The following is a 24,240-nucleotide window of genomic DNA, read 5'->3' on the forward strand; positions in this document are numbered from 1 at the left end:
GCTTCCGTTTATTTTACTGTAACAGTCACTCTCCTGTTGAGACGCCTGTTATGTTCAGAAGTATTGGGAACAAGGGGTTGAGTTGAACGGGCAGAGCTCAACTCCATGCGGCTTTCAGCAATACCCTTATCACGCAGATAAGCAGCCACAGCTTTTGCACGGTTGATCCCCACAGTTTCATTTTCCTTTTCGGTACCGATATCGCAGGTATGTCCAACAAGAGCCACCTGCAGATCAGGATACTTGTTCAGGATATTCGCAACACTGTCCAGGTGCGGCTTCAAAGCCTCAGGCACTGCTGTGCTATTCAGTTCACTGAAGACCACAGGAGCTTGTACCTGTTCTGTTTCTGCTTTGGTGATCACCGGAGCAGGAGCAGGTTCAGGTTTCTTTTCTTCCACCGGTGCGGGTGCGGGTGCGGGTGCAGGCGTTGGTTCCTGAACGGATTTGGGTTCTTCCTTCACTTCAACAGGGGCTGCAACCACTACTGGCTCAGCCACTGGTTTCGCATCTTTCTTTTTCTTCACAAAACCCAGTTTCACCTGCAGGCCGTAAGCCAGCAGTTTGGCATCGCCGCCTTTGAGAAGCAATCCGGTCACCTGTACATTGTTGATGCCGGTTGGACTGTAATTCACCAGGGCAGCAGATTCGTCTCTGTTCTTGCGCATATCGGTGAGGCCGTAATCGATATATACGCCGGTGTACAATCTCATGGAAGAACCAAGAGGGAAGCTAAGACCGGTAGCAGCGCTGAGAGTGGCTGTGGGCTTCAGTTCGGGCTCATATTCTTTTTCCAGGTTGTTCACAACGCCAAATCCGTGCTGGGGTACATTATCCAGTTCCACATTGAAGTCGGGATAATATCCACTCATCGCCAGCTGGCTGGCAGATGCTTTCGATTTCACATTGAAGGGAAACAGGAATTTACCGCCGCCATTCAGGTACCACTGTGTTTTACCGGTAGTATGGTATTGCAGCATCAGTGGAATGCCGGCAGTGAAGAAGCTGAGCTTTTCTTCATATCCTTCCGGCTTAACCCTGAACTCGAAAGCTGATTCTTCTTCGTCTATCGCATAGGAACTGAAGAGAGAGCCATTATCGAGCGTGGTTTTGGTATTGTAATAACCACCGGCGAGGCCGGTGATCAGTCCCCATCTCTTTCCTAACGGAAAAGTGTAATTGAAACCGAGTGCACCGCCGGGCTGTATTTTGGCCTTGCCGCCTGTTATATCATACTGCAGGCCCTGTAATCCTCCATTCAATTCCACACCAAACTCCTGTGCATTGGCATGCACAGCGATGACCATGATACTGCCTGTTGTCAAAATCCGGAATAATGTCTTTTTCATAATCGAAATTTCCCTTGCTTGTTATTTGGATAATACGTTTACGGATGCTTTTTCACCAGTTTGCAATACCAGTGTGATCACATACAAACCGCTGGTGGCCGGCAATGTGAGCTGGATTACAGGCTGCACATTGGTGATCTGCTGAACCTGTGAGCCGCTTGCTGTAGTGAGCAGTAATCTCGCTCCCACCAAAGCGGATGTATTGTAATTGCAGGTAACAGTGATGGTTGAACCAGCTTTGGCTGGGTTTGGATTCACTTTGATGCCACGCGCTGCAGTGCTGCCACTGGCAGTTAACGGACATGCTTCCACGGAGTTCCCATTCCTGTCTGTAACCACTACATGATATGCTCCATTCAATGCTGCCGATTCACTGCAGAATGCTTTTGTAGCGCCTGTTATGGCGTTTCCATTTTTATACCATTGCCATTGTACATAATTACCGCTGGAGTTATCGAAGATCAATACATCACTGAATTGCTGACGGATAGCGCCGGCCAGACTGTATTTGAAATCCTTCACTACGGTTGTAGCGGCTGAATGGTTCTGGTCTCCCGGCTGAGAGGCTGTGATAGTGGTAGCACCTCCGTTCACAGGTGTGAGTATATCGCCGTTAACAGTTGCAATACTGGTATTAGCCACAGTATAAGTGATGGGCAGGCCGCTGTTGCTGCTTGCCAGCAGTTGAACAGTTGCTGTGCCATCGCAGCCTGCTTCCAGATTGGCCTGCGCCCAGGTAATGGTTTGTGTGGCTTTGGTGATGGTGAGTTTGGCTGAAGTGAAACTGATACTGTAGTTGGAACCGGCAGAGAAGGTACCCTGTCTGATATCGTAAGCGCCGGCATTTTCTCCTGCGTCCCTGCTCAATGAGCCACTGATGAGGTCATTGCCGATCAGTCCGGTTTCAGTATAGGTGAATCCGGGGTCCGGTTCGCCGTACACTTTCGTTTGTGCATTGGCGGTAATTGATACGTGAGCCGGAGTGATTGAAGCATTGCTGAAGCTGAGTACGGTACTGTTTCCGATCACATAATTACCTGCGTCATTGCCAGTGAGACCGATACTGCTGAGGGGCAGCTCAATGGTCTTGCCAGTGCCTGCATTCTTGTTATCATAAGAAACCGCTGTTGAGCTGAGTGAAGCTTGTACCTCATCGCTATTGATGATGTCTCCGCTGGCGAATTCCAGGTCAGTGGCGGCAATGGTTCCATTGGTATTGCCATCATATACCTTCGTGATAGTGGTGGAGGATCTGATGCCTAATGTTACACTCTTTTTCCCAATGCTGAGATCGAAGGTTTGATCTGGTGCAGCAAAATATGCGCCGTTACCTGCCTGGCTGGCAGTGATGGTCACTGTTCCTGCTTTCAGGATCCTGATCTTCCATTTATTATTGTCCGCAGCATCCTTGTAAGCTTCTGCAATGCTATTGTTGGCAGATGCATAGCTCACAGTGAGGCCGGAGCTGGCGGAGAATCCGGGCTCAAAATTCGCATCGCCATAGGTTTTGGTGATATCACTGACGGTAATGGTTTGAGCAGACATTTGAATTTCATACGCGCCCATATCCACCGCGGTTCCAGAAGTTCTCGGATTGCCAGCCAGGTCTTTGCTGAGTGAGGCGCTGAGCCCTGCCGGCCAGATGAATGCACCATGAACGCGAATGGACGTAAGCAAGCCCACCAATTGCGTGAGGTGTATCCTGGCGTAAGCTGCATCTGCATTGGCAGTAATACCTATGTAATTTACTGTTTGTCCGTTCAGCGTGGTAGTTTGAACACTGGTAAATCCATTCTGAGATTGTAGTTCGTTACCCAATGCATCATACAGAACGATCTTGACATTCCCTAACAATGTCGCATCGAGCGCCAGATTATTTTGTGAAATGACGAAACCTACAAACTCTCTATGGTTAATGGTTTTGCCCGCCCAGGCCAGGTCAAGTTGTGCAGTGCCCAGCACACCGATCAGTCCAACAGGAATATTCAGTAAAGCATAATCAGAATATGAAATAGCATCTTTCGCCAGCTCAGGATTTACAACGCTGCAGAGCAGACCAGAGCATCCCGAAGCAATCAATTCATCGGCCATTGAAGCAGGATCGATGGTGGTTCTATCCACTCCAATGATCTTGCTGTTATCGCCTGCATTGATAGCAGGACTGGAGGGCTGTAAAGTATAATCTCCCCCTGAATTGGGAGAGGTTGCATAATGCGGCGCGTCAACAAGCACCGGATTGGCTCCGCTATTTCCTGCTCCTGCATAACCTCCCCTGACAATGCTATTGGTAACTAAGGCCTGATCCGCTGCAATCTCCACCATATTGCCATAGATAATAGAATTGGTGATCTGTGGTTTACTACCGGTATTCATGATCACCTGACCATTCCCGGAGTTTCCACAGACAGTTGAATTCACAACCAGGATACTGCTGTTGTTGCCACCAATGGCCACACCAGTATATCCTAAATTTCCGGAGATGAGTGTATTGCTGATCACCAGATTTGCCTGATCGCCAAAAATAGCGGCTGTTCCTCCCGTTCCTATATTGGCTTTGAAAGCACAATTACTGATTTCCATTCCTGCATTCAACACTGCAATTCCACCCCCCTGGTTACCGGGCAGGTTTCGCGAGGCTACAGTCATGGGAATTCCCGGAAATCCGGCATAGCCGCGCATTACAGTAAAGCCATCCATCAGATAATCACCACCGGCTGCAATTACAGTATGAAGGATGAATTCGCCGGTGGGGAGACCAGTTGGAGGATCATTGTCTTCCATATCTCCGCTGAGGATGCTCTTGTTGGCGGCTATCGAAAGGTCGCGTTGGGAAAGACTGGTTTCCGTTCCGGCAAAACCTCCGTATAGTTTTATGTTGTTCTTAAGCAGGAAACCTCGTGTGCGCGCATCCGTGGTAGTGCCGGCATCTCCACCGCTATACATGGGATGATAAGTACCGCCTGCTACCCAAATTTGTTTGATGGAAGGATCTTCTTCAGCAAGTTTCAATGCTGCTCCCAGCTCTCCCGTGGCATTGCTCCAGGAACCTCCTCCTCCGGTTCTGCCCTTTTTCACATATAGGATGCCGTTAGCATCGGGGCCGGCAGCTTTTTTCCGGTAAGCAGAGTAAACCCTGAGATCCCACAATACAGTGCCATTTACGGAGGATAGGGTGATCTTCACCCTGTTGAATATTTTCGTTGGCTTCATTACCAGCTCAATGGAATTTTCATCCACTATGCGGAAATTGGATCCCCTGGCAAACACAGTGTCTTCATTAGTAGTTACATCGTTGAATGTTTCAGCAAACACGTGCTTATACAAATCTTCAAGATCAGAAGGCAGGCTCGCACCGAGACGAATGATCAGGCTGTCTGATCCACCATTGGCATTCAGGGAAGGGAAAACCAGCAATTGACCCAGGTACGCATCATATGTACCTGCCGGTATCGTTATAGTGGAGTAATCTTCCAGATCTGACTGATCAACTGATCTGTCGGGGTCTCTTACGGCACATAGTGAGCAAGGGCCACTGGTAATCGGGCTCATCTGATTGTTGGCATACACTTTTTGAGCAATGGTGTTGCCAAGACTACCAAGAACGATCATCACGAGCAGTAAAATAGTTTTCCAGGGATTCGAAAACCGGGCTGCAGAGCGGTTTTCAGAAGGATGCGGAAATAAGGTTTTTGTCATATATCGAATAGTAAGGAATACAGTCTCATCAGGCTGGAACATAATAGCAATACCAATCCCCTGCTGCCTAAAGCAGAAAGGAATCATTACAGCACAGTCAAATTCAGTTGCGCCGTTATAGTCCGGCTTTTGTAGTAGTAGATTTTGTGGACCTTTTCTTCAACTGATAGGAACATCGGTCAACGTGGGTTGTATGATTGAATAAACCGTAGAAAAGGTAGTTCTTCAATGCCGGTGGATATAGGATTAATATTCAGCAGTAAAAATAGGAATGGGAAAGATAATATGCAAAAAATAATAACGGGCCTACATGCCGAGCTTTTTCAGTGCATAAAATATTGTAGTAACATGCATGCTCTGCACAATCTCCTGCCGGTGTAGAAGATCCTTCAATTCATCGATAGAGAAGAGCTGTACTTCGATCTCTTCATTGTGATCGAGCTCCTGGTCCTTCACTTTTTTTCCACCGGTAGCAAGATACATATGCATCCAGTTATTGTTGGTTGATGGATTGGAAGAGGTTTTGCCGAGGTATTCAAATTTGGAAAATTCATACCCGGTTTCTTCGAGCAATTCCCTTGAAGCAGCGTATTCGTAAGAGGGGTCGGTATCGTCCACGCAACCACCGGGCAGTTCCCAGGCGGTTACTTCGAGGGCATGGCGGTACTGTCTTTCCATGATCACTTTTCCATCTTCCGTTAATGCAAAAACAGTAACCCATGTAGGGAATTCATAAACATAGTATGGATCGATGATGGCGCCATCCTGTCTTTCACAAATATCTTTGCGAACAGTGAACCATATGTCTTTGAAGAGGTATTCTGAGGAGAGCTTTTTCCAACGCAGGTCTTTCATTCTATTTGCTTTTGATTAGTCCCATCTTTTTCTTTCACGCAATGAAGTGATATGCGCAACATGATGTTTGCCATGCCAGGCATACATACCAAGCAGCAGCCAGAGGCTCATTTCTTTCTTATGCTCGGGATGGAAAACGGTACGCTGCCATTCCTGGTCTGTGAGGTGAAGGATGGCCGCATGCCAGCGTGTGTGAAGGGTGTAGAGCAAAGTGATGCTCATATTGATGGGAACGGCCTGTACATCCTTGAGTTCAGCCCAGCGGGCTTCATCGTAGGGTTTGATGGTTGGATTATCTTCGGTGAGACCCAGTTTGAAACGGACATAGGCGTTCATATGACTGTCGGCCACATGGTGGACCACTTGTTTAACGGTCCAGCCGCCATCGCGGTAAGGCGTATTGAGTTGCGCTTCATCCAGGTTTTCGATGGCGGTTTCCAGCAGTCCCGGAAGAAACTGGATATCCTGCAACCAAAGTCTTTTCTGGTTGGAAGAGAACGGCTGGGTTTCATATTTACCGATCGGATAACGAAGGTCCATTTTCTATTTATTGATATTTGGAATTGTTGGTTTACTGTTCGCGCAGCGCATGACCTGTGAGTTGGATGAACACATCTTCCAGGTTGGCTTTCTTGATATCTTTCGGTCTCTCGAAACCGGTAGCCACCAGTGCATCGATGAGATTATCTGTTGTATCGAGCGCCACGATCTTTCCTGAATCGATGATAGCGATGCGGTCGCAGAGCAGTTCCGCTTCGTCCATATAATGGGTGGTGATGATCACGGTAGTGCCTTTACTGCGGATCTGTTTGATCAGGTCCCAGAGATTGCGACGCGCCTGGGGATCAAGACCGGTAGTTGGTTCGTCCAGGAAAATGATTCTCGGATCATTGATCAGCGTGGTGGCGATGGAGAACCTTTGTTTTTGTCCGCCGCTGAGGTCTTTGAATTTGGCTTTGGCCTTGTCTTCCAGGTTCACACTGCGGAGTAATTCTTTGGGATCCACTTTCCGGTTGTACAATCCGGCAAAAAGCCCGATGAGCTCTATGAGGTTGAGACCGGGATAGAAACCGGATGTCTGCAGTTGAACGCCGATGATCTTTTTGATCTCTTCAGGATGGGTGTCCAGATTGTAGCCGGCTACGATGACCTGTCCGGAAGTTTTATCGCGTAGGGTTTCGATGATCTCCAGGGAAGTGGATTTACCGGCTCCGTTGGGGCCGAGAAGGCCGAATATCTCCCCTTCGTACACGTCGAAACTGATGCCCTTCACTGCTTCAAATTGTCCGTATTTCTTCACCAGGTCCTTTACCGAAATGATCACATTGCTCATGTTGAGGGGATTTGAAGGCACAATTTAGGGAAAATTGGAGTTCCCGGGTAGCCGGACCTTTCACCTCTGGAATTCCGGATGCGATTCCTTTGTAAACCCAGCATACAAGTTGTTCAGATTGGCCAGAGTCAATTCAGATGTCAGCACGATGGTCATCACTGCAATGGAACCTTTGGAAAGGATCAGTTTATCAAACAGGCGCCGGCAAACGCTGACGCCCATTCAAATTAATACTCTTCTATCGATCACGCAAATTTCTACTTTATCTTTTTCAGCAACTCATCCAAAGAATACTCCTGTTCTGTAAAACCTTCCTGGTAATCGAAGAAAAAAACCTTGTTCTTTTTATCTTCTGCCTTGATCCCGATATAACAGGTCTGATCAGTGAGCGTCGCCAATGGCAGAAACACTGAAGCTCCATCGAAATAACCATCATTGCTGAAATCGATCAGCATGGTCATTTTTTCAAGATCGATCTCGAGGATCGCATCGTCTTCCATGAAATATCCTTTGAGATGACCGGTGATATTTTTCTGATCGAGGATGTTGTACTGTTTTTCATTAAAATATTCAAGTCCCCTGGGAGGTACTGCTGCATTCGTCAATTCCACGAATTCCTTCAGGTAAGCATCGATCAGTTTTTTTGTAAGTGCCATACGGATAATTTCCCTGCAAGTTGCAACCAGGCGACTTATCTCAATAGAACTGTTGTAATGAAGCACCTAATATTTTTGTTCAATAGTTAATCAGGAGTATTGAACTGCTGCTTCAGGTCAATCTTCTTTCAATTGCAGCGTCAAAACGTGGTAAGCATTTGTCAGTAACCTGTTTTCAGACACTTTCACATCATTGATCACATACGATGCTCCATCCATCAGTATACTGGACGGCCTGTAATCAACAGCTTTTCTCAATGCATCTTCACTGCTGTGAATCACCGGTCGATATGCCTTCAGAAGATCGCTCAGTGTATCTTTGATTTCTTCGAGAGTCCCCCCCGTTTCTTTTACCCGCCAGATATAGTACTTACGGGAATCAAAGTCATGCAGAACCGCTTCGTTCAAAGAAGGAAATGAGGAGTTCAATTCAATCAACATGAACCTGCTGCCATTATTAAGCGGCATAAGCGCTGGAATATCCTGCCAGTAAATAGCCTTCGCGATAAAACTGTCTTTCAAAGGCAGTCTAAAATTAGCCGTATCAAAATAATTTTGCCGTACTACCATATATTCACTGGCTTTCCTATTACCGGTTGTGCAATGAGCGATGCAGCTCCCAAGGATCACAACAATGAATAATAAATTCCTTTGCATTTCAATAATTGAATTGAAAAATAAACCCGGAAAGATCAAAGATCAATCCGGGTAATACAATATAGAATTACATTTCTTATCGCGCAAATATCTGCGTAAAATACAACCTGCTTTGCTGGTCTCTCGCAACGCCAATCCCTGTGAGCTTATAATTCCCTTCGATATTCTTTTTATGTCCGGGACTATTCAGCCAGCCATCCACCACTTCTTTGGCGGTGCTGCTGCCGAAGGCCACATTTTCTGCAACGGCATTGGTGCCGGGCACTTTTGACGTTACGATCTTGCTCCTGATATTGAAGCCATCATGACCGAAAGCGATCCTTTTGGTGGCCATCGCCATGCTGTGACGGCGGGCTTCGGTCTCGATCACCAGGTTATTGGTGAGGGCTGGCAGACCTTTCGACTGCCTGTGCTTATTGATCAGGATCAGGATATCATCTTCCAGTTTGGGCGCGGTGCTGGCGGTGCCTACCGGCCTTGGGGCAGAAGTGCTGCTTCCGGAAGATTTAACACTGGTTTTTGACGTTGATGCTGGTTTGCTTGCACAGGCGAAGGTTGCCACCAGGCCGAAGCCCAGTAACAATAACAAGATCGGGCGCACATTCAACAGTTTATTTGTCATTGATACTGATTTTAAACTCACAACTCCAATTTCATACCAGAAAACAATAACAATATGCAAAACTATCAATACTGCGCCATGCAGGCGTCCAGTTCGTCCATCATGCCCTTGCTGCCGATGAACAGTGGCGTACGCTGGTGCAGTTCGGTAGGCACGATATCCAGGATACGTTCTTTGCCATTGGTAGCGCGGCCACCGGCCACTTCCAGGATGAATGCGAATGGATTGCTCTCGTACAGCAGGCGCAGCTTGCCTTTGGGCTTGTCTGTTGTACCCGGGTACATGAAGATGCCGCCCTTGATCAGGTTGCGGTGAACGTCTGCCACCATGCTGCCGATATAACGCTGCGTATAGGGGCCGCCGTTATCTTTGGTCCTGCGCTGGCAGGCATCGATATATTGCTGCACTCCTTTGGAGTACTGGAAGAAATTACCGTGGTTCACAGAGTAGATCTTTCCCCATTCAGGGCATTTGATATCGGGGTGACTGAGGCAAAATTCCCCGATGCTGGGATCCAGGGTAAAGCCATTCACGCCGCGACGTGTGGCGTACACCAGCATGGTGGAAGACCCATATACCATATAACCGGCGGCTACCTGCATCCGGCCGGGTTGCAGGAAATCCTCTTTGGTAACCGGCGTGCCCTGCGGCGTAACGCGGCGGTATACACTGAAGATGGTGCCGATGCTCACATTCACATCGATATTTCCTGAGCCGTCCAGCGGATCGTATAAACAAACGTATTTGGAATTTTTGCTGACGGCGTCGTCGAAGGCAACAAAATCGTCCAGTTCTTCGGAAGCGATACCGGCACAGCTGATACCATGCTGCAATACACCGGTGAACTGGTTATTGGCGAAAACATCGAGCTTTTTCACGTCTTCACCCTGAACATTCACGGCCCCGGCATCGCCAAGGATGTCTACCAGTCCGGCTTTATTCACTTCTACATTCACTCTTTTGGCGGCGAGGCCCATATCCCGCAGCAGTCCGCTCAGCTCTCCCGTAGCATGTGGGAAGTCGCGCAACTGCTGGATCGTAAATTCGTCAAGGGTCAGTACTTTCCTGCTGACAATACTCATAGATGGCAAGTTTTAAAAGGTTTGTCGGCCACAAATATAGGGAGTGGCCGCTAATTGGCATTTTCCGGATTGACGAAAGGGTTTTTATCAAAGGTTTACCGACATTTGCCACGGTTAAAACATTCCAACTCATTATTTATCGTTCCAGTTATGAAGGTGTTCAAATTCGGAGGAGCCAGTGTTCAGCAGACAGAAAAGATCCAGAATGTAGCCAATATCATCCGCTCCTACTCTGATCAGCCGATCCTGATCGTTGTGTCCGCCATGGGCAAAACCACCAATGCCCTGGAAAAAGTGGCCGAAGCCTTCTTCGAAGGGCGCCAGGATGAAGCCCTGAAGCTCTTCGAACTGATCAAACAAACACATATCAACACCGCCAAATACTTACTGGTAACGCATTTCAACGCACTGATGGACGAACTCGCCAATTTCTTCACGGAAGTGGAATGGCTCCTTCATGATAAGCCTGTTCGTGAATACGATTATTATTACGACCAGATCGTTTGTGTGGGAGAACTGCTCTCCACCGCCATCGTAAGCGCTTACCTCAACGAATCAGGCATCCCCACGCAATGGGTGGATGTACGCGACATCTTCCGAACCGACGATAATTTCCGGGACGCGGCCATCGACTGGAATTTTACCAGTCAGCGTGTACAGGAAGACATTATTCTACTTTTCCAGGAAACGAATATTGTACTCACCCAGGGATTCATCGGTTCAACAGATGAGAACGAAAGCACCACCCTGGGCCGCGAAGGCAGCGATTACTCCGCCGCCGTATTCGCCAATCTCCTCAATGCAGAAAGCCAGACCATCTGGAAAGATGTGGAAGGCGTGATGAATGCCGACCCCAAACAGTTCCCCGATGCCCAATTCATTGCGGAGCTCAACTATGAAGAAGTGATCGAGATGGCCTACTACGGCGCACAGGTGATCCATCCTAAAACCATCAAACCTTTACAGAACAAAGGCATTCCACTTTTCGTGAAATGTTTTCTCGATAAAAACCTGCCCGGTACCGTTATCCATAATAAAAAAGTACACGGATTGCCACCCATCATCGTGATTAAAAAAGAACAGGCCCTGCTCACCCTGCATTCCCGCGATTTCTCTTTCGTAGGAGAAAAACCCGTAGCCGATCTCTACCAGCTGCTCAGCGATATCAAGATCAAACCCAATATCATCCAGACCGGCGCCGTGAGCATCCAGGTTTGCCTGGACGATAAGCCGGAAAAAATCCAGAAGCTCGCCCTCGACGCATCTGAATTTTTTGAAGTACAGGTGGAAAAAGGATTGACCCTGCTCACCGTTCGCCATTACCAGGAAGAGCAACTGCAAAAACTCACCAATGGCCATCGTATCAAACTGAAACAACAATCACCGGAAACTGTGCAGGTGCTTATGCAACCGGCTTAATCCGTTCAAACCTTATCTATGCAATCTCCCGCAGCATACTACCAGCAAAGGATCCAGGAATTACAGGAACACCTGAAAAAAGTACAGCAACAACTGATCGGCGTATCTGTGGCAAGGCTGCTCAGTTTTCTCTGCGTACTGATTGCAGGTTATTACTGGATCAAAAGCGATAGCTCAACATTACTACCGGGCATTACCGTTATATCATTGATAATATTCATCATTTTTGTGAAACGGGCCTTCAGACTGAATGATGATAAGGCGCTTACCAACAAATTACTTTTCGTCAACACCAACGAAGACGGCATCCTCCGGCGCCAGCAAAGCAAATTCCCCGATGGCCGGGAAGCCGCAGCACAGTCGGGTTACGCGGCAGACCTGGATATATTTGGCCCCAATTCATTATTCCACCTGCTGAACCGTACCACCACCACACATGGCACTACTGCTTTACAGCAGATATTGCAGCAACCGGAACTGGACCCTGTTGTGATCCGCAACAACCAGGAAGCCATCAAACAATTGTCCACACAAACAGAAACGCGTCAGCTCCTCATCGCACATGGATTATTGCACGGCGAGAAGGAAGGAAATCTGCACGAGGTGCAACGCTGGCTGCAAATGCCTACCCTGCTCTACCAACTGAAATGGGTACGCGCAATTCGTTTCATCATGCCCGCTATCAGCCTGGCAGGATTGATCGCTTTCCTGGCAACGGATACCTATCAATGGCTGCTGCCGGGCATCATCGTCAGCTGGCTGATCACGGGCAGCTTTACCAAAAGAATCCTTCACCAGCATAACCTGCTCAGCAAGAAACAAACCATCCTGGAACAATATGGCAGCATCCTGCAATTGTTCAGCGAAATAGAGACAGGCGATTCCTCCGTACTGAAAAAAGAAAAAGCGACAGCACAGGATGCGAGTAAAGCCATCAAGCAATTGTCGAATCTGGCCGGGCTTTTCGATCAGCGGCTCAACCTGCTGGTGAACTTCTTCCTGAACAGTTTTTTATTGTACGATATCCAGTGCATGTATGCGTTAGACAAATGGAAAACTGTAAACAGGGAAAAGTTCGATCACTGGATCCACGGCGTGGGCACTATCGAAACCCTGAATTCATTGAGCGGCTTCACTTTCAACAATCCTGATTTCAGCTGGCCGGAAGTACAAACGGAAAAGATGATCATCTCCGCTACGGCGCTGGCGCATCCGCTGATTGCCGCCAATGAGCGGGTGGCCAATGATTTCACCATCGGCGAGCAGGAACAGCTGATGCTGGTGACCGGAAGCAATATGAGCGGCAAAACCACCTTCCTCCGTACTATCGGCGTTAACCTGTTGCTGGCGCAATGCGGAGCGCCGGTCTGTGCCGGAAAGTTTGTGTTCATGCCGATGAATATCCTCAGCTCCATCCGCGTGAGCGATTCACTGCAGGAACATACTTCTTACTTCATGGCGGAGCTGAAGCAATTGCAACAGATCATACAATTTTTACAATCGGCTTCCAGTCCATCACTGATCCTGATCGATGAGATCTTAAGAGGAACGAATTCAGAAGATAAGACCCACGGTTCTGATCAGTTCATCCGTAAGCTGTTGCAATACCGTTGTCTCACTCTTTTCGCCACGCACGATCTGGCGCTGAGTGTACTGGAGAATGAACTTCCCGGCAGGCTCAGTAATTATTGCTTTGAAAGTATTATCAGGGATGGCGAGCTGATCTTCGATTATACATTGCAGCGAGGAGTAGCCAAGAATAAGAATGCGAGCTTTCTGATGAAGAAGATGGAGATCATTTAAGAATAATTGAACTTCGGAGACCACTCGCTCGCCTCTGGCGAGTGAGGATTATTTGTTCGCCTCCGGCGAACACCGCGTCGCCGGAGGCGACAAAATAAAAGTCACTCGCCGGGAGGCGAGCGACTGCCAGCAGCATAAGTATTAGGGTGTTTTCACCCATTCTTATCATATTCTAATGCAGAAAAGCAGGGTACCCCCTCCAAAAGCAGTCCTGTTTTGTTATTTTTGGTATCTAAACCCTCGCCTCTATTCTTGTGTGCACGAAACACAAATTGAAACTGCTGCTGATCATAGCCATCCTTGCATGTGTACTTAACGTGCAGGCACAACCTCCTTCCAGGGTACTCGACAGCTTACATTCCATCAAACATAAGGCTTCCACCATTGAACAGATCACGGATGCGCTCAATGCGCTAGCACTGGCATGGCGCGGTGTGAACAGCGATTCCGTAAAACATTATGCGAAGGAAGGATTGAAAGTCTCCGCCAACCACTATCCGGCAGGACGGGCCGCTGCATTTACCAATCTCTCCGCCGGCGCACGCACGGCAGCCGACTACAAAACCGCGATGGACGCAGGTCTTCAAGCCATGCGCCTTTTCGATTCTTTGGATCTGAAAGCCGAAGAAGCTGATGTGGTGCTTGATCTCGCGCAATTGTACAAGGATATTTCCGGCAGCAACAATACAGAAGCTTACCTGGACCAGGCCATCGCCTATGCATTGCAGTCGTATGGTCTTGCTGCCTCCATCAAAGACACAGTCGCCATGGCTGACGCTCTCAACATGAAAGGCATCTGCCTTCGCGATAAAGGAAAACAGTACAAAAAAAGATACTATTACGACAGCGCCCGGATCTGCTATGAACGCGCACTCGGGCTCATTGAAAGATCAGGAAAAGGACTGGGTGTTCAGTCCCGGCTCTACAACAATATGAGCCAGATCTACAACGAACACAAGATCGATTACCACAAAGCCCTCGATTATCTTTTCAAAGCCGTTGACGCAAACAAAAAACGGAACAGCATCAGTGGCCTCAGCTACAACTACGGCAATATCGCCTATGCTTATACGATGTTGGGCAAGCACAAAGAATCCCTGCACTATGCAAGACTAATGCTCGATGCAGGCCAGCAAATGCAAAGACCCGACAGGCTGCAGAATGCATATGGACAAATGTACCGTTCCTTCAAAGGCGCGGGCATGATCGACTCCGCACTCGCCTACTATATTTTGCAGGACAAGCTCAATGACTCTCTCACCAATCTCGGTAAAACCCGCGAGGTACTTGATCTTCAGGCCAGGTATGAAACCAATCAAAAAGAACTGGAGATACAGCAACTGCAGGTGCAGCGCGAAGCAAGCACCAGGAATATTATCTGGTTACTGGCAGGCATCGGCTTGCTGACCGGTATCATGATCTGGCTCTTCATCCTGTACAGGAATATGGCAAAACAGAAAAAAGAGATTTCAGAACAGAGACTCAGACTGGAAGTGATGATGAAGGAATTGCACCACCGTGTAAAGAACAATCTCCAGATCGTGAGCAGCCTGCTTAGCCTGCAAACCAACAGGCTGGAAGACGAGAACGCCATCGCTGTTCTGAAGGAAAGCCAGCTGCGTGTACAGGCCATGAGCTTCATTCACCAGCGACTGTACAAAACAGACAGCATCACTTCAGTTAACATGAAAGAATATATCACAGACCTTGCTGAATCACTTGTTGCCAGTTATGGTTACCACCGTGATGATTTCGATCTGCAACTGGAAGTGAAACAGGAGTTCCTGGATATCGATAAAGCCCTGCCCGCCGGACTGATCATCAATGAACTGGTGACCAATGCACTCAAATACGCATATGGGAATGTGCAGCGGCCCCTGTTGCAGATCAGCCTGCTCAATAATGCCGCCAATGATGTAGTGATCGCTATTCGTGATAATGGCAAGGGCATCGATGCGGAAGCCTGGACAAAACAACGGAACAGTTTCGGTAAACAGCTGATCACTGCCCTTTGCAAACAATTACGCGCCAGCCAGGAACTAAAAGTGGAAAACGGGACACAGTTCACCATCACCATTCCTGCGCAGGCAGCATAAACAATTGGTATGTCTGAGAAAATAAAAGTACTGATAGTGGAAGATGAATCCATCGTTGCGATGGACCTCGCAGCCGGACTGGAAACCGACGGCTACGAAGTGGCGGGCATTGCAGATAATGCTGCTGAAGCCATAGATCTCTTCCAGAAAAATGAGGTAGACATCATCCTCATGGATGTTCATATTATCGGAAAGAAAGATGGCATCGACACTGCTGCTGAACTATTGCAGCAGCGCTCTGTGCCGCTGATCTACCTCACTGCTTTCACCGATGCCAAAACCATTGAGCGCGCCAAAACCACACACCCGGCTGCTTTCCTTGCCAAACCATACAGCATCACCAACGTACGGATAGCCATCGAACTGGCCATCAGCAATTTTGCCGTAACGGCACAACAAAGCAGCAAAGTAATTCCCATGGACAACCAGAACTCCGTAGCCAGCCTCACGGAAAAAGAAACCATTCTCCAGATGAACGATTACATTTTTGTAAAGAACAATTATGTATTCGTGAAGATCAAACTGGATGAGATCCTCTATGCGGAAGCAGATAATAATTACGTACAACTGGTGACCACAGAAAAGAAACTCTTACTCCGCCTTTCGCTCAGTCAACTGCTGGAAAAGATCAGCTACAAACCACTTGTACGTATTCATCGTTCCTATGCCGTCAACATTGACATGATCCAGTCTTTCTCCGACCAGGAAGTGAACCTGCCCAAAATGCAATTACCGATAGGCAGAAGCTATAAGGAGGATTTTTTGAAGCAGTTCAATTTCAGGTAAGTAATTCTTCCTCATATCCATTCACATACAAAATTCCGTTGTTCACATACTCCTCCCGCGGAAAGCCTTTCTTTGCGGCATAATTTTACGCAGTATCCTTATAGGAGGCTAAACATTTCAAATTTTCACATTTCTCAACTGGTACTAAGGGTGGTATCAATGGTAAGTCAGTGGCCGGCGTCTGTAGTAGTGCGCCGGTTGGCTGCTGCCATGATTCCGTACCTCATTTACCTTTCAAACTTTCAAACTTTCAAACTTAAACTCCCGTTCCAACAAATCAACAATTCTTACCATATTCGTTGCCTGCCAATTAGTATCATTAACGGATTCAGGATCCCAAAAATCGTAGTATGTATATGCGTCATTGGAAAGAACCTCAACGGAGTAAACAACTCCATCCACCCCGCTCTGACTGACATTGGATAAATCTCGGATCTTTAATAACTCCAGTTCATTAATCAATTTCTTCCAACTGGATGCAGGTTCAACCTTTTTCTTTGTGAAGCTTTCAATGATATTGTAATTGGATGTGTCGATAAATTGGACGTTTATCACGTATAACTTGCCTTCCCATTCTTTTTTCCCTTTCTCGAGAACGATCAAATGCTTTTTATAGGCAAGTGAATGATCAAACCATACCCTGATCTGTAACGAATCAAATCCCGTATCACCTGAATTCAGCCCAAGTTGCTTACTTAATTGTCGCACATTATGAAGACTCCCCCCACTTAATAAAGTATCAACCCGAATATCCTGAACAATTGTCTTTCGAGTCTCTTTAAAGTTTTTTTGTTGTCTAGCTCCACTTTGATCCATACACGAAACCAAAGTCACAAAATAAACGAGGAGTATGTAATTACTTTTCTTCATAATAACTGTTGTAGCTTTTTATAGGCTGGTCTGGTCTCATTTTTCCGTTATCCATTGCACGCTTCATTTCTTGTGCTTTTTGCCTGTTTATTTCTAATGGTGACAAGTGGCTTGTTGACTTGCGAGTATCTTTGGGCTGATATAAGAATATTACAGGCCATAAATCCTCTTCTTTCGCTCCTGGTCCAAGATTTTCCCAATATATCTTTTCTTCTTGATATTTATGCCTTGATTCAGGATCATATGGAAGACAATCGCAAATAGGAATAGCATCAGATCTCTTTCCGTTTTTCTTACCCGTATATAAAGATAACTTTCCCCCAGGGCTAGCCAAAAATATTGGTAAAAAGTGATACCTATCTGTAATGTCCATATCAGCAATAGAAAACGATTCTGTGTTAAAGTCTGAATCATAAGCTCCATGAGAATGAATAACCGCAACAGCAGTTCCTTCTTGCGGAACGCTTTCTATATTTTCATTAACTTGAGAACCAGTTACTCCTTTTTCTTTACCAATTGTAGGTTGCGTCCAGGTATAATAGTTTTTCCCTCCCATTTTAATTTTGTATATAGTTGAGAAGTATTCTTTATTGTCTCTAATTGAAAGGCCATTATATGCCTTTGCCCATGCAATAATTTTCCTGTACGACCATCAAAATTGAACTGGAAAATATCTTGTTTTACATCTCTTTGCCTGTTTACATATTCTATACTAAAATTGTCATTAGGTGTGCCAGCCTCTTCCAGCTGTAGCGCAGTTCTGATTTCATTCCTGCTGCCATAATATCCACCAACTCCATCATCTGGCAAATCCCGGATTGTCCTTGTAATTACTCCGCCCGCAAACAAATTCCAACCTAACCCTACCCAACCAGGAATATCGGAAGGCTTATTACCTGTACTATTGTAAGAAAGAGAAACTGGCAATGTTAATTTACCACTTACTATTTTAAACAATGGAATGTCGATATTGACCTGTCCCGAAAACAAACTAACTGGATAATCGCCATATTTCCCTAAAGAGCCGGCAGTAGGAGAAGGTGCAATTAACCTGTCACTTTCAGCTGTTTGCTGAGCAAACAATGAATTCACCAAAAACAAGAATGCTAAAAAGTGAGTAAATTTCTTGTTCATACTAATCTAATTAAGGTCTAAAGAAAAATAATATCAACACAGTCTAAACGAGGTTAGTTTCTATTCACCTCTTTATTTTCTAATTCCGATATTTTCCTTTGCTGTTCTTCGATCTTCTTATTTTGTTCAATAATATATAATGTCAGTTCTTCTATCTTCTTTAATAACAATGCCTGGATCTCTCCTACATCAGTACCATTTTTTTCAACTTCAGCAGTAGTAGGTACACCAGGCAAATGCTTGTGAGATTTGATATATTTTTCCACTTCGCTTAATGCAGGCAAACGATAATCATCATTGAACACATAATCAGCCCAACCTGTCTGTGTTATTTTCAGTTTTTTCGCATACACAGCTCCGTTTACTGCGAACTTTGTTTCAGCATTCGGTTTTGTGGAAGTACCAATACCCACAAACCCATCTGACAAGATTGTCATACGTTCTGCATTATTGGTTTTAAAAACCAATCGCTTGTTATCTGTCGTACCAAGAAAAACGCTATCCGGATTGGTTCCCTGATTTCCCAGTAATGACCAACGGGTAGAAGGATTCACTATTATAGTAACCGGAAGAGACAAGCTATCTGCATTTTGGTTATCGTAAGCTTTGGCTCTTAAACTATAAGTCCCGGCCTGTACATTCGCCCAGGTGAATGTATAAGGAGCTTGCAAAACTTCCCCGAGTTTCTCTAATCCCTGGTAAAATTCCACTTTGGAGATGGAACCGTTGGGATCATTAGCTAGTGCCGTCAGTTTGATATTAGCACCTGAAAAAAAACTGGCATTGTTTGCTGGCAGGGTCATACTAACAGAGGGCCTGGTATTACCAGCCAATGAATTATAAATCTCAAGTTCAGACATTTCGATACTCGCCCAATTGTTGACACGGGTAGCAATGAGAATCCTTACATAACGCCCCGTTCCGTTCACAGTAAAGGAATCAGTACTGGCGTTATTATTAGTCCGGGAGAATATATCCGTCCAGTTGGTGGCGTCAGTAGATACTTGTGCTTTGTAATCCTTACCTCTTCCATCTGTTTGCCAGATAATTTTGATTTTGCAGATATTGTAGGACTGTCCAAGGTCAACATAAATGTAATTATTGTCTCCTGGTGCGAACCAACCTGAAGAAACGTTTCCATCCACAGCATCTGCTCCAACATGGTACTGTTGCTCTGCAGAAACTGTCACAGGTTTGCCCAGAGCGATATTGGTAATACCGCAGGTTTGAGCTTTCACAAAAAATGGCAGGAGTACAATAAGGATTAATACGTTGAGGGATTTAACAAGCATGTAATGTGAATTTCGGATTAGGAGTAATGTTGATAACACACAATTCAATAGCATAACTGTCCTTCGTAGTTCTGTGAGACAGTTTATGAACTTCAATACAAGAAATCAAATGTGGGGAGAAATGCAACTATAATGTGAGAAAAAAGAATGCCGTAGTTGCTTATTCAAAACATGAGATCTGAAAAATAAGGATCGGGCCACTTGCCTAAAAATAGCAATCATAACATAAGGGGTTATGTATTCCAAGGATGCGGGCTGATCCATTTAAAAGATAATTATCCCATAGCAAAAGGAAAATTATTTCAATTTCCTTCCTTTTTTATGAAATATCAAACACCATTTATTTCTTCTTCCTCTTATCCTTCCCCAGCCCTATCTTATAATCATCCGGCGTACCGGTGATCTTAATATTCATAAAACGCACGCGTTTGTCCTTATCCCTGAACTCGATATCATCCACCTGGTCCAGATCAACCTCTTCCTGTTTCTTTCCACCAAACAAAGCCCGGAAACCAACCTGCGTCACCATTTTCAAGGGAATACGCATATAGTATTCCATTTTCATGTCCAGTGATTGCTTGCCGGAAATTTCCATGAAACCAAGTGAAGAGTTGATATTCATGCTGGGGATATCCAGTGTCCCATTAGTGAAAGTGAGAACATTTTTCAAAGTGTCAAAACGCACCATGCGCAGGTTCTTGTCTTTGAAATAACCGCTCATGGCCTGCATGGGCGCAAAATCCACCAGCGTGCCATCGCGGATCTCCACATCCAGTTCGGCTTTTGAATCGTTGATCAGTGGCACCAGGTCAGGATGAACCTGCACATGGCTCCTGATCTTGCCCGTTAGTCTGCCTTTGATATTCTTGTTGATCACCATGTCCTGCCCAAAGTGATCAAGACGGATCATCATTTTTTCGAGATCCACGTCATTCACGGTGATCCTGCTTCTGAAGAAGATCTTATTCGGATCAACACCATTGAGATATCCCCTGATGCCCATACTGCCATCGGCTACATTCATACCCAGGGTATCGATATGGATCATATGATCTTCCTGCATGCGCAGTTGAGCTGTGATCTTTGAAATGCCCAATCGTTTGTAACGAAGTCTTCCCACTTCTGCTTTTACTTCAAAATCAGAAAAAGGGATCATAAAGATATTGAACGCCTTTGCATGATTGGATGTATCGGGATTGCCAGCCCGCACCACCTGTGTTTGATTACCGGGCTGAAGTACGGCATTGGTGATCACAGGAGCATCAGGTACAGCCGCAGGAGCGGCCCTGAAGGCGGCCATAGATTCAAAGTCGAGACTCATCAGCTCGTTGGCATCAAGGAGTCGTGATTTGAAATGGAGATAGTTTGTCTTTTTCTTGAATTCCGGATTATCGCCGGTATAGTAACGAAGGTTAAGATCGAAATCGGTACGGCCGATCTTTCCTTTGAGTGTATCCAGTTTGAGGATCTTATTGCCGTAGAGCAGGCCGCCGCTGATGCTGTCCAGTTTAAGCTTATGATTTTTCAGTGATCCCGACACATTCGCGATTTTCACTTTTGCAAATTTGAAAACAGAATCATACCTGAGATCGGCTTTGGCGCGGAGCCAGATATTGCTGCCCTGCTCCTCCTGGTAACTCTGGCTCACCCAGGTTTTGCTCACAGGTCCCAAAAGATCCTTCAATGCAAGACGGGACGATTTGAAATCGAATGCCACCTGGGTTTTTCCTTTCTTCACAGACTGGAACCAGATGGGATAATTCACTACCCTGCCCTTCAACTGCAGGTCTGAACTATCGATCATGCCGGTAAAATTACGCAGCAGCAGCGCCGTATCATTGATACTAACGGTTGCGCCCAGGTGATGGAACACATGCGGATATTTCTTGAACGATGCTTTTAGTTCTTTCAATTCAAATTGTCCTTTGGGCAGCGGCGCAGGATTGCGTAATTCCTTTACAGTTGTTGCAAGCTGGATACCCAGACCAAATCCATTGATCTCTTCCTGTACCCTGTTGGCTTTTGCCGTATCGTGAGCAAACAGATCTTTCAATGCGATCTTATTACTATGCAGGTTGAGCGCCAGCGTAACAGGCTTCTCATTCTCGTGCAGCACAGCCAGCAGATCGCTGAGCATGCCATTAGCGCGGAGATCTGAATTACCTACTTTGAGACGAAGGGTATCCAGTATTATTTTTCCATTGCGCATTTCTGCATGCAGGTTCATGTCACGAACCGGATGCGGATAATTTGGGATCCGGAAACTGAGATCAGTAACGGTGAGCTCACTCTGTACACCTTCTTTCAATTTGTGTAGTGCCTTTTCAGGAAGGTTGAGATCGGTGAGCTCTTTGAAATTCATGTCCAGCTTTACCGTACCGGTAATATGTTTAAGATCGGGAATACCGAGGAACTCTCCTACAAATTGCAATTCCAGCATTGATTTCAGTTGCATCATCACATGCGGATCAGTGAAGTCGCGCACTACAAAGTTCCCATCGAACAAACCTTTTCCCGGCCTGGCGCTCACATTGGTCATGCGCAGCTCGGAGGTTTTCAGGTTGTGTTCTTTTCCATTTGTATAGAATCCTGCAAAGCCGAATTTGTCCACTTTCTTATCAGCATTGGTATTGTGGAACCAGGCGTCTTCCAGTCCGAAATTGAGCTCGATGAGCGGTAATTGTCCTTTTGCGAGAATGCCTTTGATCTTACCATCGAAATAAAGCCGGCCATCATATTTGAATGGCTTCAGTATTTCCTTGATATTGTCCGGGATCAGCGCAGACACAAATTCCATATTCGGTTTATTGCCTTTTACGGCAAGGTCCAGGTCAAGCGCTTTGTTGAGCGCAGCAGCAGTACCGGTGAGTGAGAGCTCCGCTTCTTCCAGCTTGATGCCTCCTTCGGACAGTTGCAGGAATTTCTTTTTTTTATCATAGCTGGCCAGAAAATCGAGTGCTATTTTCTTGTGGCGAAAGAATGTAGTGTCGGTTGGACTGGTAAGATCCAGTTCCAGGTTGGTTTCCAGGCTCACTTCAACTGCGGCGCTATCTGTCTTGAAACTGGAAGTGAGTTTGCTGACGATGGCATTGTAATAGCGGCCATCGGTCTTATCGAGAAAAGAAATATTCAGGTCTTTCAGCACTGCTTTTTTGAGATCGATCTGCAATGCAGCGGCAGTGTCTGGTTCTGATGACGTGGTAGTATCTGAACCGAGGTTCTTCGCTTCCATCAAATTGAATTGTCCATTTTTCTCCCTAACCAGGTTCAGCTTCCCTCCTTTCAGGAAGATGCGGCGCACATTGTATTGCTGCCGGAAGATATCCGGCAGGCTGAAGCCAACATATAATTTTTCGGCTTCATAGATGGGCGTACCGGTTTGCGATTTATCGGGAAAGAAACGAAGCTCATGCAATGCGATGGACACATTGGGCCAGTTCCTGAAAAGATCGATACTGCTTTTTTTGATGGCGAACGCCCCCTTGAATTGTTTGTTGAGCTCTTCAACAGCCATATTGGTGATACGTTGCTGCTGTGTGAACAGCAACACCACAGCAATGATAACGAGCAGTAAGAAACTGCCGGCAGTGATCATCAGTGCTCTCAGGATACGTTTCGCTATGCTTCTCTTTTTCTTTTCGGGCCTGGACATACGTTATGGGACTGTTTAACAAGGTATAACGTTGCATCACCCGGTTTATGTTTACAAAACCATTAGTATTCCATTAAAAAACGTTTTTTATCTGCAAATGGTCCAAAATCACAACTCAACTCTTGTCCAGTTATTGCCAGGCGCCCATGTCAGCAGACTGGTCTGTTCGTCTTCAATAATAATGGGCGCCACAATGGAATGCTTGTTCTTATTCACGGCGAGGTTTCCATCCGGCTGCAACTCTACCAGCAATTCACCGGTAACGGCATCTACGGCCTGAATGTGGATATTCCTCGCAAACCTTGGTGCAGCAGGGCTTGGGCTTCTTTTGAAATAAAGGATCTGTATATCCAGCGGCTGGCTCATTTCTCCATATCCCACATTTTCAAATTTCTCCTCCAGCTCTTTCAGGTTCACAAATGTGTTCACGGAATCCCTGAATAATCTAAAGGTTACTTTTCTTTCTGTTCCATTTTTTTTGATCTTATTAACAAGCTGGATCCTGTAGTATTCGTTGGGAACGGGATCGGTATTGTCCGTTCCCTGTTTCATGAATTGTCTTACACCGAGTGTATTATCCACCAGGATCTTGAACGCGTTGAGATCCTTTGGTTGGAAAACTGAATCCAGGTACAGTTCTCCGCTGGTTGCATCTTTGATGGAAAGGGTCATTTTGTTGCTGTTATTTTCCTTCGGCAACAATTTGCTGATGGATACTCCGGGATCGAGCAGGCCAACCGGCAATTCATTTACGAAAACAGACAATTGCGGTACATCGGAAAACAGCATGCTTTCTACAGCTATTTTGGTGAAGGCCGGCGTTTCGATCACGCTTGCTTTTTTACATCCGGCAAAAACGATAAAAAGAGAAACGATTGAGAAAAGAAGGAGTTTCCTGTTCATAAAACATTTGAGTTGATATAAAGTGGTTGGATACT

At 46.1% G+C, this 24,240-nt stretch carries 19 protein-coding genes; 4 read left to right on the plus strand and 15 right to left on the minus strand.

All coding sequences use genetic code 11. The annotated features are described in order from the left end of the window. Positions 1 to 8 precede the first annotated feature (8 nt). From FSB84_RS25865 to fbp, 9 genes are all read right to left on the minus strand, one after another. Complete coding sequence (locus FSB84_RS25865; RefSeq protein WP_130540732.1) at positions 9 to 1,349, minus strand: OmpA family protein; 1,341 nt, start codon at positions 1,347 to 1,349, stop codon at positions 9 to 11. A 21-nt stretch (positions 1,350 to 1,370) separates the two neighbouring features. Beyond that, entirely contained in the window at positions 1,371 to 5,045 is a 3,675-nt protein-coding gene (locus FSB84_RS25870) for an MBG domain-containing protein (protein ID WP_130540733.1), read from the minus strand. A gap of 306 nt (positions 5,046 to 5,351) precedes the next feature. Further along, on the minus strand, positions 5,352 to 5,900 hold the full coding sequence (locus tag FSB84_RS25875; RefSeq protein WP_130540734.1) for an NUDIX hydrolase: 549 nt from the start codon (positions 5,898 to 5,900) through the stop codon (positions 5,352 to 5,354). 15 nt (positions 5,901 to 5,915) lie between these two features. Next, the gene (locus FSB84_RS25880) at positions 5,916 to 6,440 is read right to left on the minus strand and encodes a YfiT family bacillithiol transferase (RefSeq protein ID WP_130540735.1); all 525 of its coding nucleotides are present in this window, start codon (positions 6,438 to 6,440) and stop codon (positions 5,916 to 5,918) included. 31 nt (positions 6,441 to 6,471) lie between these two features. Beyond that, positions 6,472 to 7,233 carry an ABC transporter ATP-binding protein gene (locus FSB84_RS25885; protein ID WP_130540736.1) on the minus strand — a complete coding sequence of 254 codons (762 nt, stop codon included), beginning with the start codon at positions 7,231 to 7,233 and terminating at the stop codon, positions 6,472 to 6,474. Between the two features lie 257 nt (positions 7,234 to 7,490). Then, positions 7,491 to 7,889 carry a hypothetical protein gene (locus tag FSB84_RS25890; RefSeq protein ID WP_130540737.1) on the minus strand — a complete coding sequence of 133 codons (399 nt, stop codon included), beginning with the start codon at positions 7,887 to 7,889 and terminating at the stop codon, positions 7,491 to 7,493. 117 nt (positions 7,890 to 8,006) lie between these two features. Beyond that, a complete protein-coding gene (locus FSB84_RS25895) occupies positions 8,007 to 8,459 on the minus strand; it encodes a hypothetical protein (RefSeq protein ID WP_130540738.1) in 453 nt (150 codons plus the stop codon). 163 nt (positions 8,460 to 8,622) lie between these two features. Beyond that, complete coding sequence (locus tag FSB84_RS31270; protein WP_207234226.1) at positions 8,623 to 9,168, minus strand: CAP domain-containing protein; 546 nt, start codon at positions 9,166 to 9,168, stop codon at positions 8,623 to 8,625. 65 nt (positions 9,169 to 9,233) lie between these two features. Continuing rightward, positions 9,234 to 10,250, minus strand: a complete 1,017-nt coding sequence (gene fbp, locus FSB84_RS25905; protein WP_130540739.1) for a class 1 fructose-bisphosphatase — start codon at positions 10,248 to 10,250, stop codon at positions 9,234 to 9,236. A 150-nt stretch (positions 10,251 to 10,400) separates the two neighbouring features. Between fbp and FSB84_RS25910 the strand changes: the two genes are divergently transcribed. The 4 genes from FSB84_RS25910 to FSB84_RS25925 all read left to right on the plus strand — a co-directional run bounded on the left by FSB84_RS25910 (position 10,401) and on the right by FSB84_RS25925 (position 16,354). Next, complete coding sequence (locus FSB84_RS25910) at positions 10,401 to 11,669, plus strand: aspartate kinase (RefSeq protein ID WP_130540740.1); 1,269 nt, start codon at positions 10,401 to 10,403, stop codon at positions 11,667 to 11,669. A gap of 18 nt (positions 11,670 to 11,687) precedes the next feature. Then, the gene (locus FSB84_RS25915) at positions 11,688 to 13,472 is read left to right on the plus strand and encodes a MutS-related protein (RefSeq protein ID WP_130540741.1); all 1,785 of its coding nucleotides are present in this window, start codon (positions 11,688 to 11,690) and stop codon (positions 13,470 to 13,472) included. Positions 13,473 to 13,726: 254 nt separating this feature from the next. After that, a complete protein-coding gene (locus FSB84_RS25920; RefSeq protein ID WP_130540742.1) occupies positions 13,727 to 15,568 on the plus strand; it encodes a sensor histidine kinase in 1,842 nt (613 codons plus the stop codon). A gap of 9 nt (positions 15,569 to 15,577) precedes the next feature. Then, positions 15,578 to 16,354, plus strand: a complete 777-nt coding sequence (locus tag FSB84_RS25925) for a response regulator (RefSeq protein WP_130540743.1) — start codon at positions 15,578 to 15,580, stop codon at positions 16,352 to 16,354. Between the two features lie 234 nt (positions 16,355 to 16,588). On the opposite strand, the gene FSB84_RS25930 is transcribed toward FSB84_RS25925, so the two are convergent. The 6 genes from FSB84_RS25930 to FSB84_RS25950 all read right to left on the minus strand — a co-directional run bounded on the left by FSB84_RS25930 (position 16,589) and on the right by FSB84_RS25950 (position 24,205). Continuing rightward, complete coding sequence (locus FSB84_RS25930; protein WP_130540744.1) at positions 16,589 to 17,224, minus strand: DNA polymerase alpha subunit B family protein; 636 nt, start codon at positions 17,222 to 17,224, stop codon at positions 16,589 to 16,591. Then, on the minus strand, positions 17,211 to 17,825 hold the full coding sequence (locus FSB84_RS25935; RefSeq protein ID WP_225980121.1) for a DUF4329 domain-containing protein: 615 nt from the start codon (positions 17,823 to 17,825) through the stop codon (positions 17,211 to 17,213). The genes FSB84_RS25930 and FSB84_RS25935 overlap by 14 nt, the downstream gene beginning before the upstream one ends. After that, positions 17,720 to 18,358 (minus strand): hypothetical protein, encoded by a 639-nt coding sequence (locus FSB84_RS31275; RefSeq protein WP_225979890.1) that lies wholly within the window; start codon positions 18,356 to 18,358, stop codon positions 17,720 to 17,722. The genes FSB84_RS25935 and FSB84_RS31275 overlap by 106 nt, the downstream gene beginning before the upstream one ends. Before the next feature lie 53 nt (positions 18,359 to 18,411). Next, positions 18,412 to 19,650: a discoidin domain-containing protein gene (locus FSB84_RS25940; RefSeq protein WP_158644125.1), complete on the minus strand. Its 1,239-nt coding sequence runs from the start codon at positions 19,648 to 19,650 to the stop codon at positions 18,412 to 18,414. A gap of 340 nt (positions 19,651 to 19,990) precedes the next feature. After that, positions 19,991 to 23,302 carry an AsmA family protein gene (locus tag FSB84_RS25945; RefSeq protein ID WP_130540747.1) on the minus strand — a complete coding sequence of 1,104 codons (3,312 nt, stop codon included), beginning with the start codon at positions 23,300 to 23,302 and terminating at the stop codon, positions 19,991 to 19,993. 108 nt (positions 23,303 to 23,410) lie between these two features. Beyond that, entirely contained in the window at positions 23,411 to 24,205 is a 795-nt protein-coding gene (locus tag FSB84_RS25950) for a hypothetical protein (RefSeq protein WP_130540748.1), read from the minus strand. Positions 24,206 to 24,240: the final 35 nt, after the last annotated feature.

It is taken from the genome of Pseudobacter ginsenosidimutans (assembly GCF_007970185.1).
Taxonomy (GTDB): Bacteria; Bacteroidota; Bacteroidia; order Chitinophagales; family Chitinophagaceae; genus Pseudobacter; species Pseudobacter ginsenosidimutans.

Coding starts and splice junctions, on each gene's coding strand:
- FSB84_RS25865 (WP_130540732.1), bottom strand. CDS start 1,349: ATGAAAAAGACATTATTCCGGATTTTGACAACAGGCAGTATCATGGTC.
- FSB84_RS25870 (WP_130540733.1), bottom strand. CDS start 5,045: ATGACAAAAACCTTATTTCCGCATCCTTCTGAAAACCGCTCTGCAGCC.
- FSB84_RS25875 (WP_130540734.1), bottom strand. CDS start 5,900: ATGAAAGACCTGCGTTGGAAAAAGCTCTCCTCAGAATACCTCTTCAAA.
- FSB84_RS25880 (WP_130540735.1), bottom strand. CDS start 6,440: ATGGACCTTCGTTATCCGATCGGTAAATATGAAACCCAGCCGTTCTCT.
- FSB84_RS25885 (WP_130540736.1), bottom strand. CDS start 7,233: ATGAGCAATGTGATCATTTCGGTAAAGGACCTGGTGAAGAAATACGGA.
- FSB84_RS25890 (WP_130540737.1), bottom strand. CDS start 7,889: ATGGCACTTACAAAAAAACTGATCGATGCTTACCTGAAGGAATTCGTG.
- FSB84_RS25895 (WP_130540738.1), bottom strand. CDS start 8,459: ATGGTAGTACGGCAAAATTATTTTGATACGGCTAATTTTAGACTGCCT.
- FSB84_RS31270 (WP_207234226.1), bottom strand. CDS start 9,168: ATGACAAATAAACTGTTGAATGTGCGCCCGATCTTGTTATTGTTACTG.
- fbp (WP_130540739.1), bottom strand. CDS start 10,250: ATGAGTATTGTCAGCAGGAAAGTACTGACCCTTGACGAATTTACGATC.
- FSB84_RS25910 (WP_130540740.1), top strand. CDS start 10,401: ATGAAGGTGTTCAAATTCGGAGGAGCCAGTGTTCAGCAGACAGAAAAG.
- FSB84_RS25915 (WP_130540741.1), top strand. CDS start 11,688: ATGCAATCTCCCGCAGCATACTACCAGCAAAGGATCCAGGAATTACAG.
- FSB84_RS25925 (WP_130540743.1), top strand. CDS start 15,578: ATGTCTGAGAAAATAAAAGTACTGATAGTGGAAGATGAATCCATCGTT.
- FSB84_RS25930 (WP_130540744.1), bottom strand. CDS start 17,224: ATGAAGAAAAGTAATTACATACTCCTCGTTTATTTTGTGACTTTGGTT.
- FSB84_RS31275 (WP_225979890.1), bottom strand. CDS start 18,358: ATGAACAAGAAATTTACTCACTTTTTAGCATTCTTGTTTTTGGTGAAT.
- FSB84_RS25940 (WP_158644125.1), bottom strand. CDS start 19,650: ATGCTTGTTAAATCCCTCAACGTATTAATCCTTATTGTACTCCTGCCA.
- FSB84_RS25945 (WP_130540747.1), bottom strand. CDS start 23,302: ATGTCCAGGCCCGAAAAGAAAAAGAGAAGCATAGCGAAACGTATCCTG.
- FSB84_RS25950 (WP_130540748.1), bottom strand. CDS start 24,205: ATGAACAGGAAACTCCTTCTTTTCTCAATCGTTTCTCTTTTTATCGTT.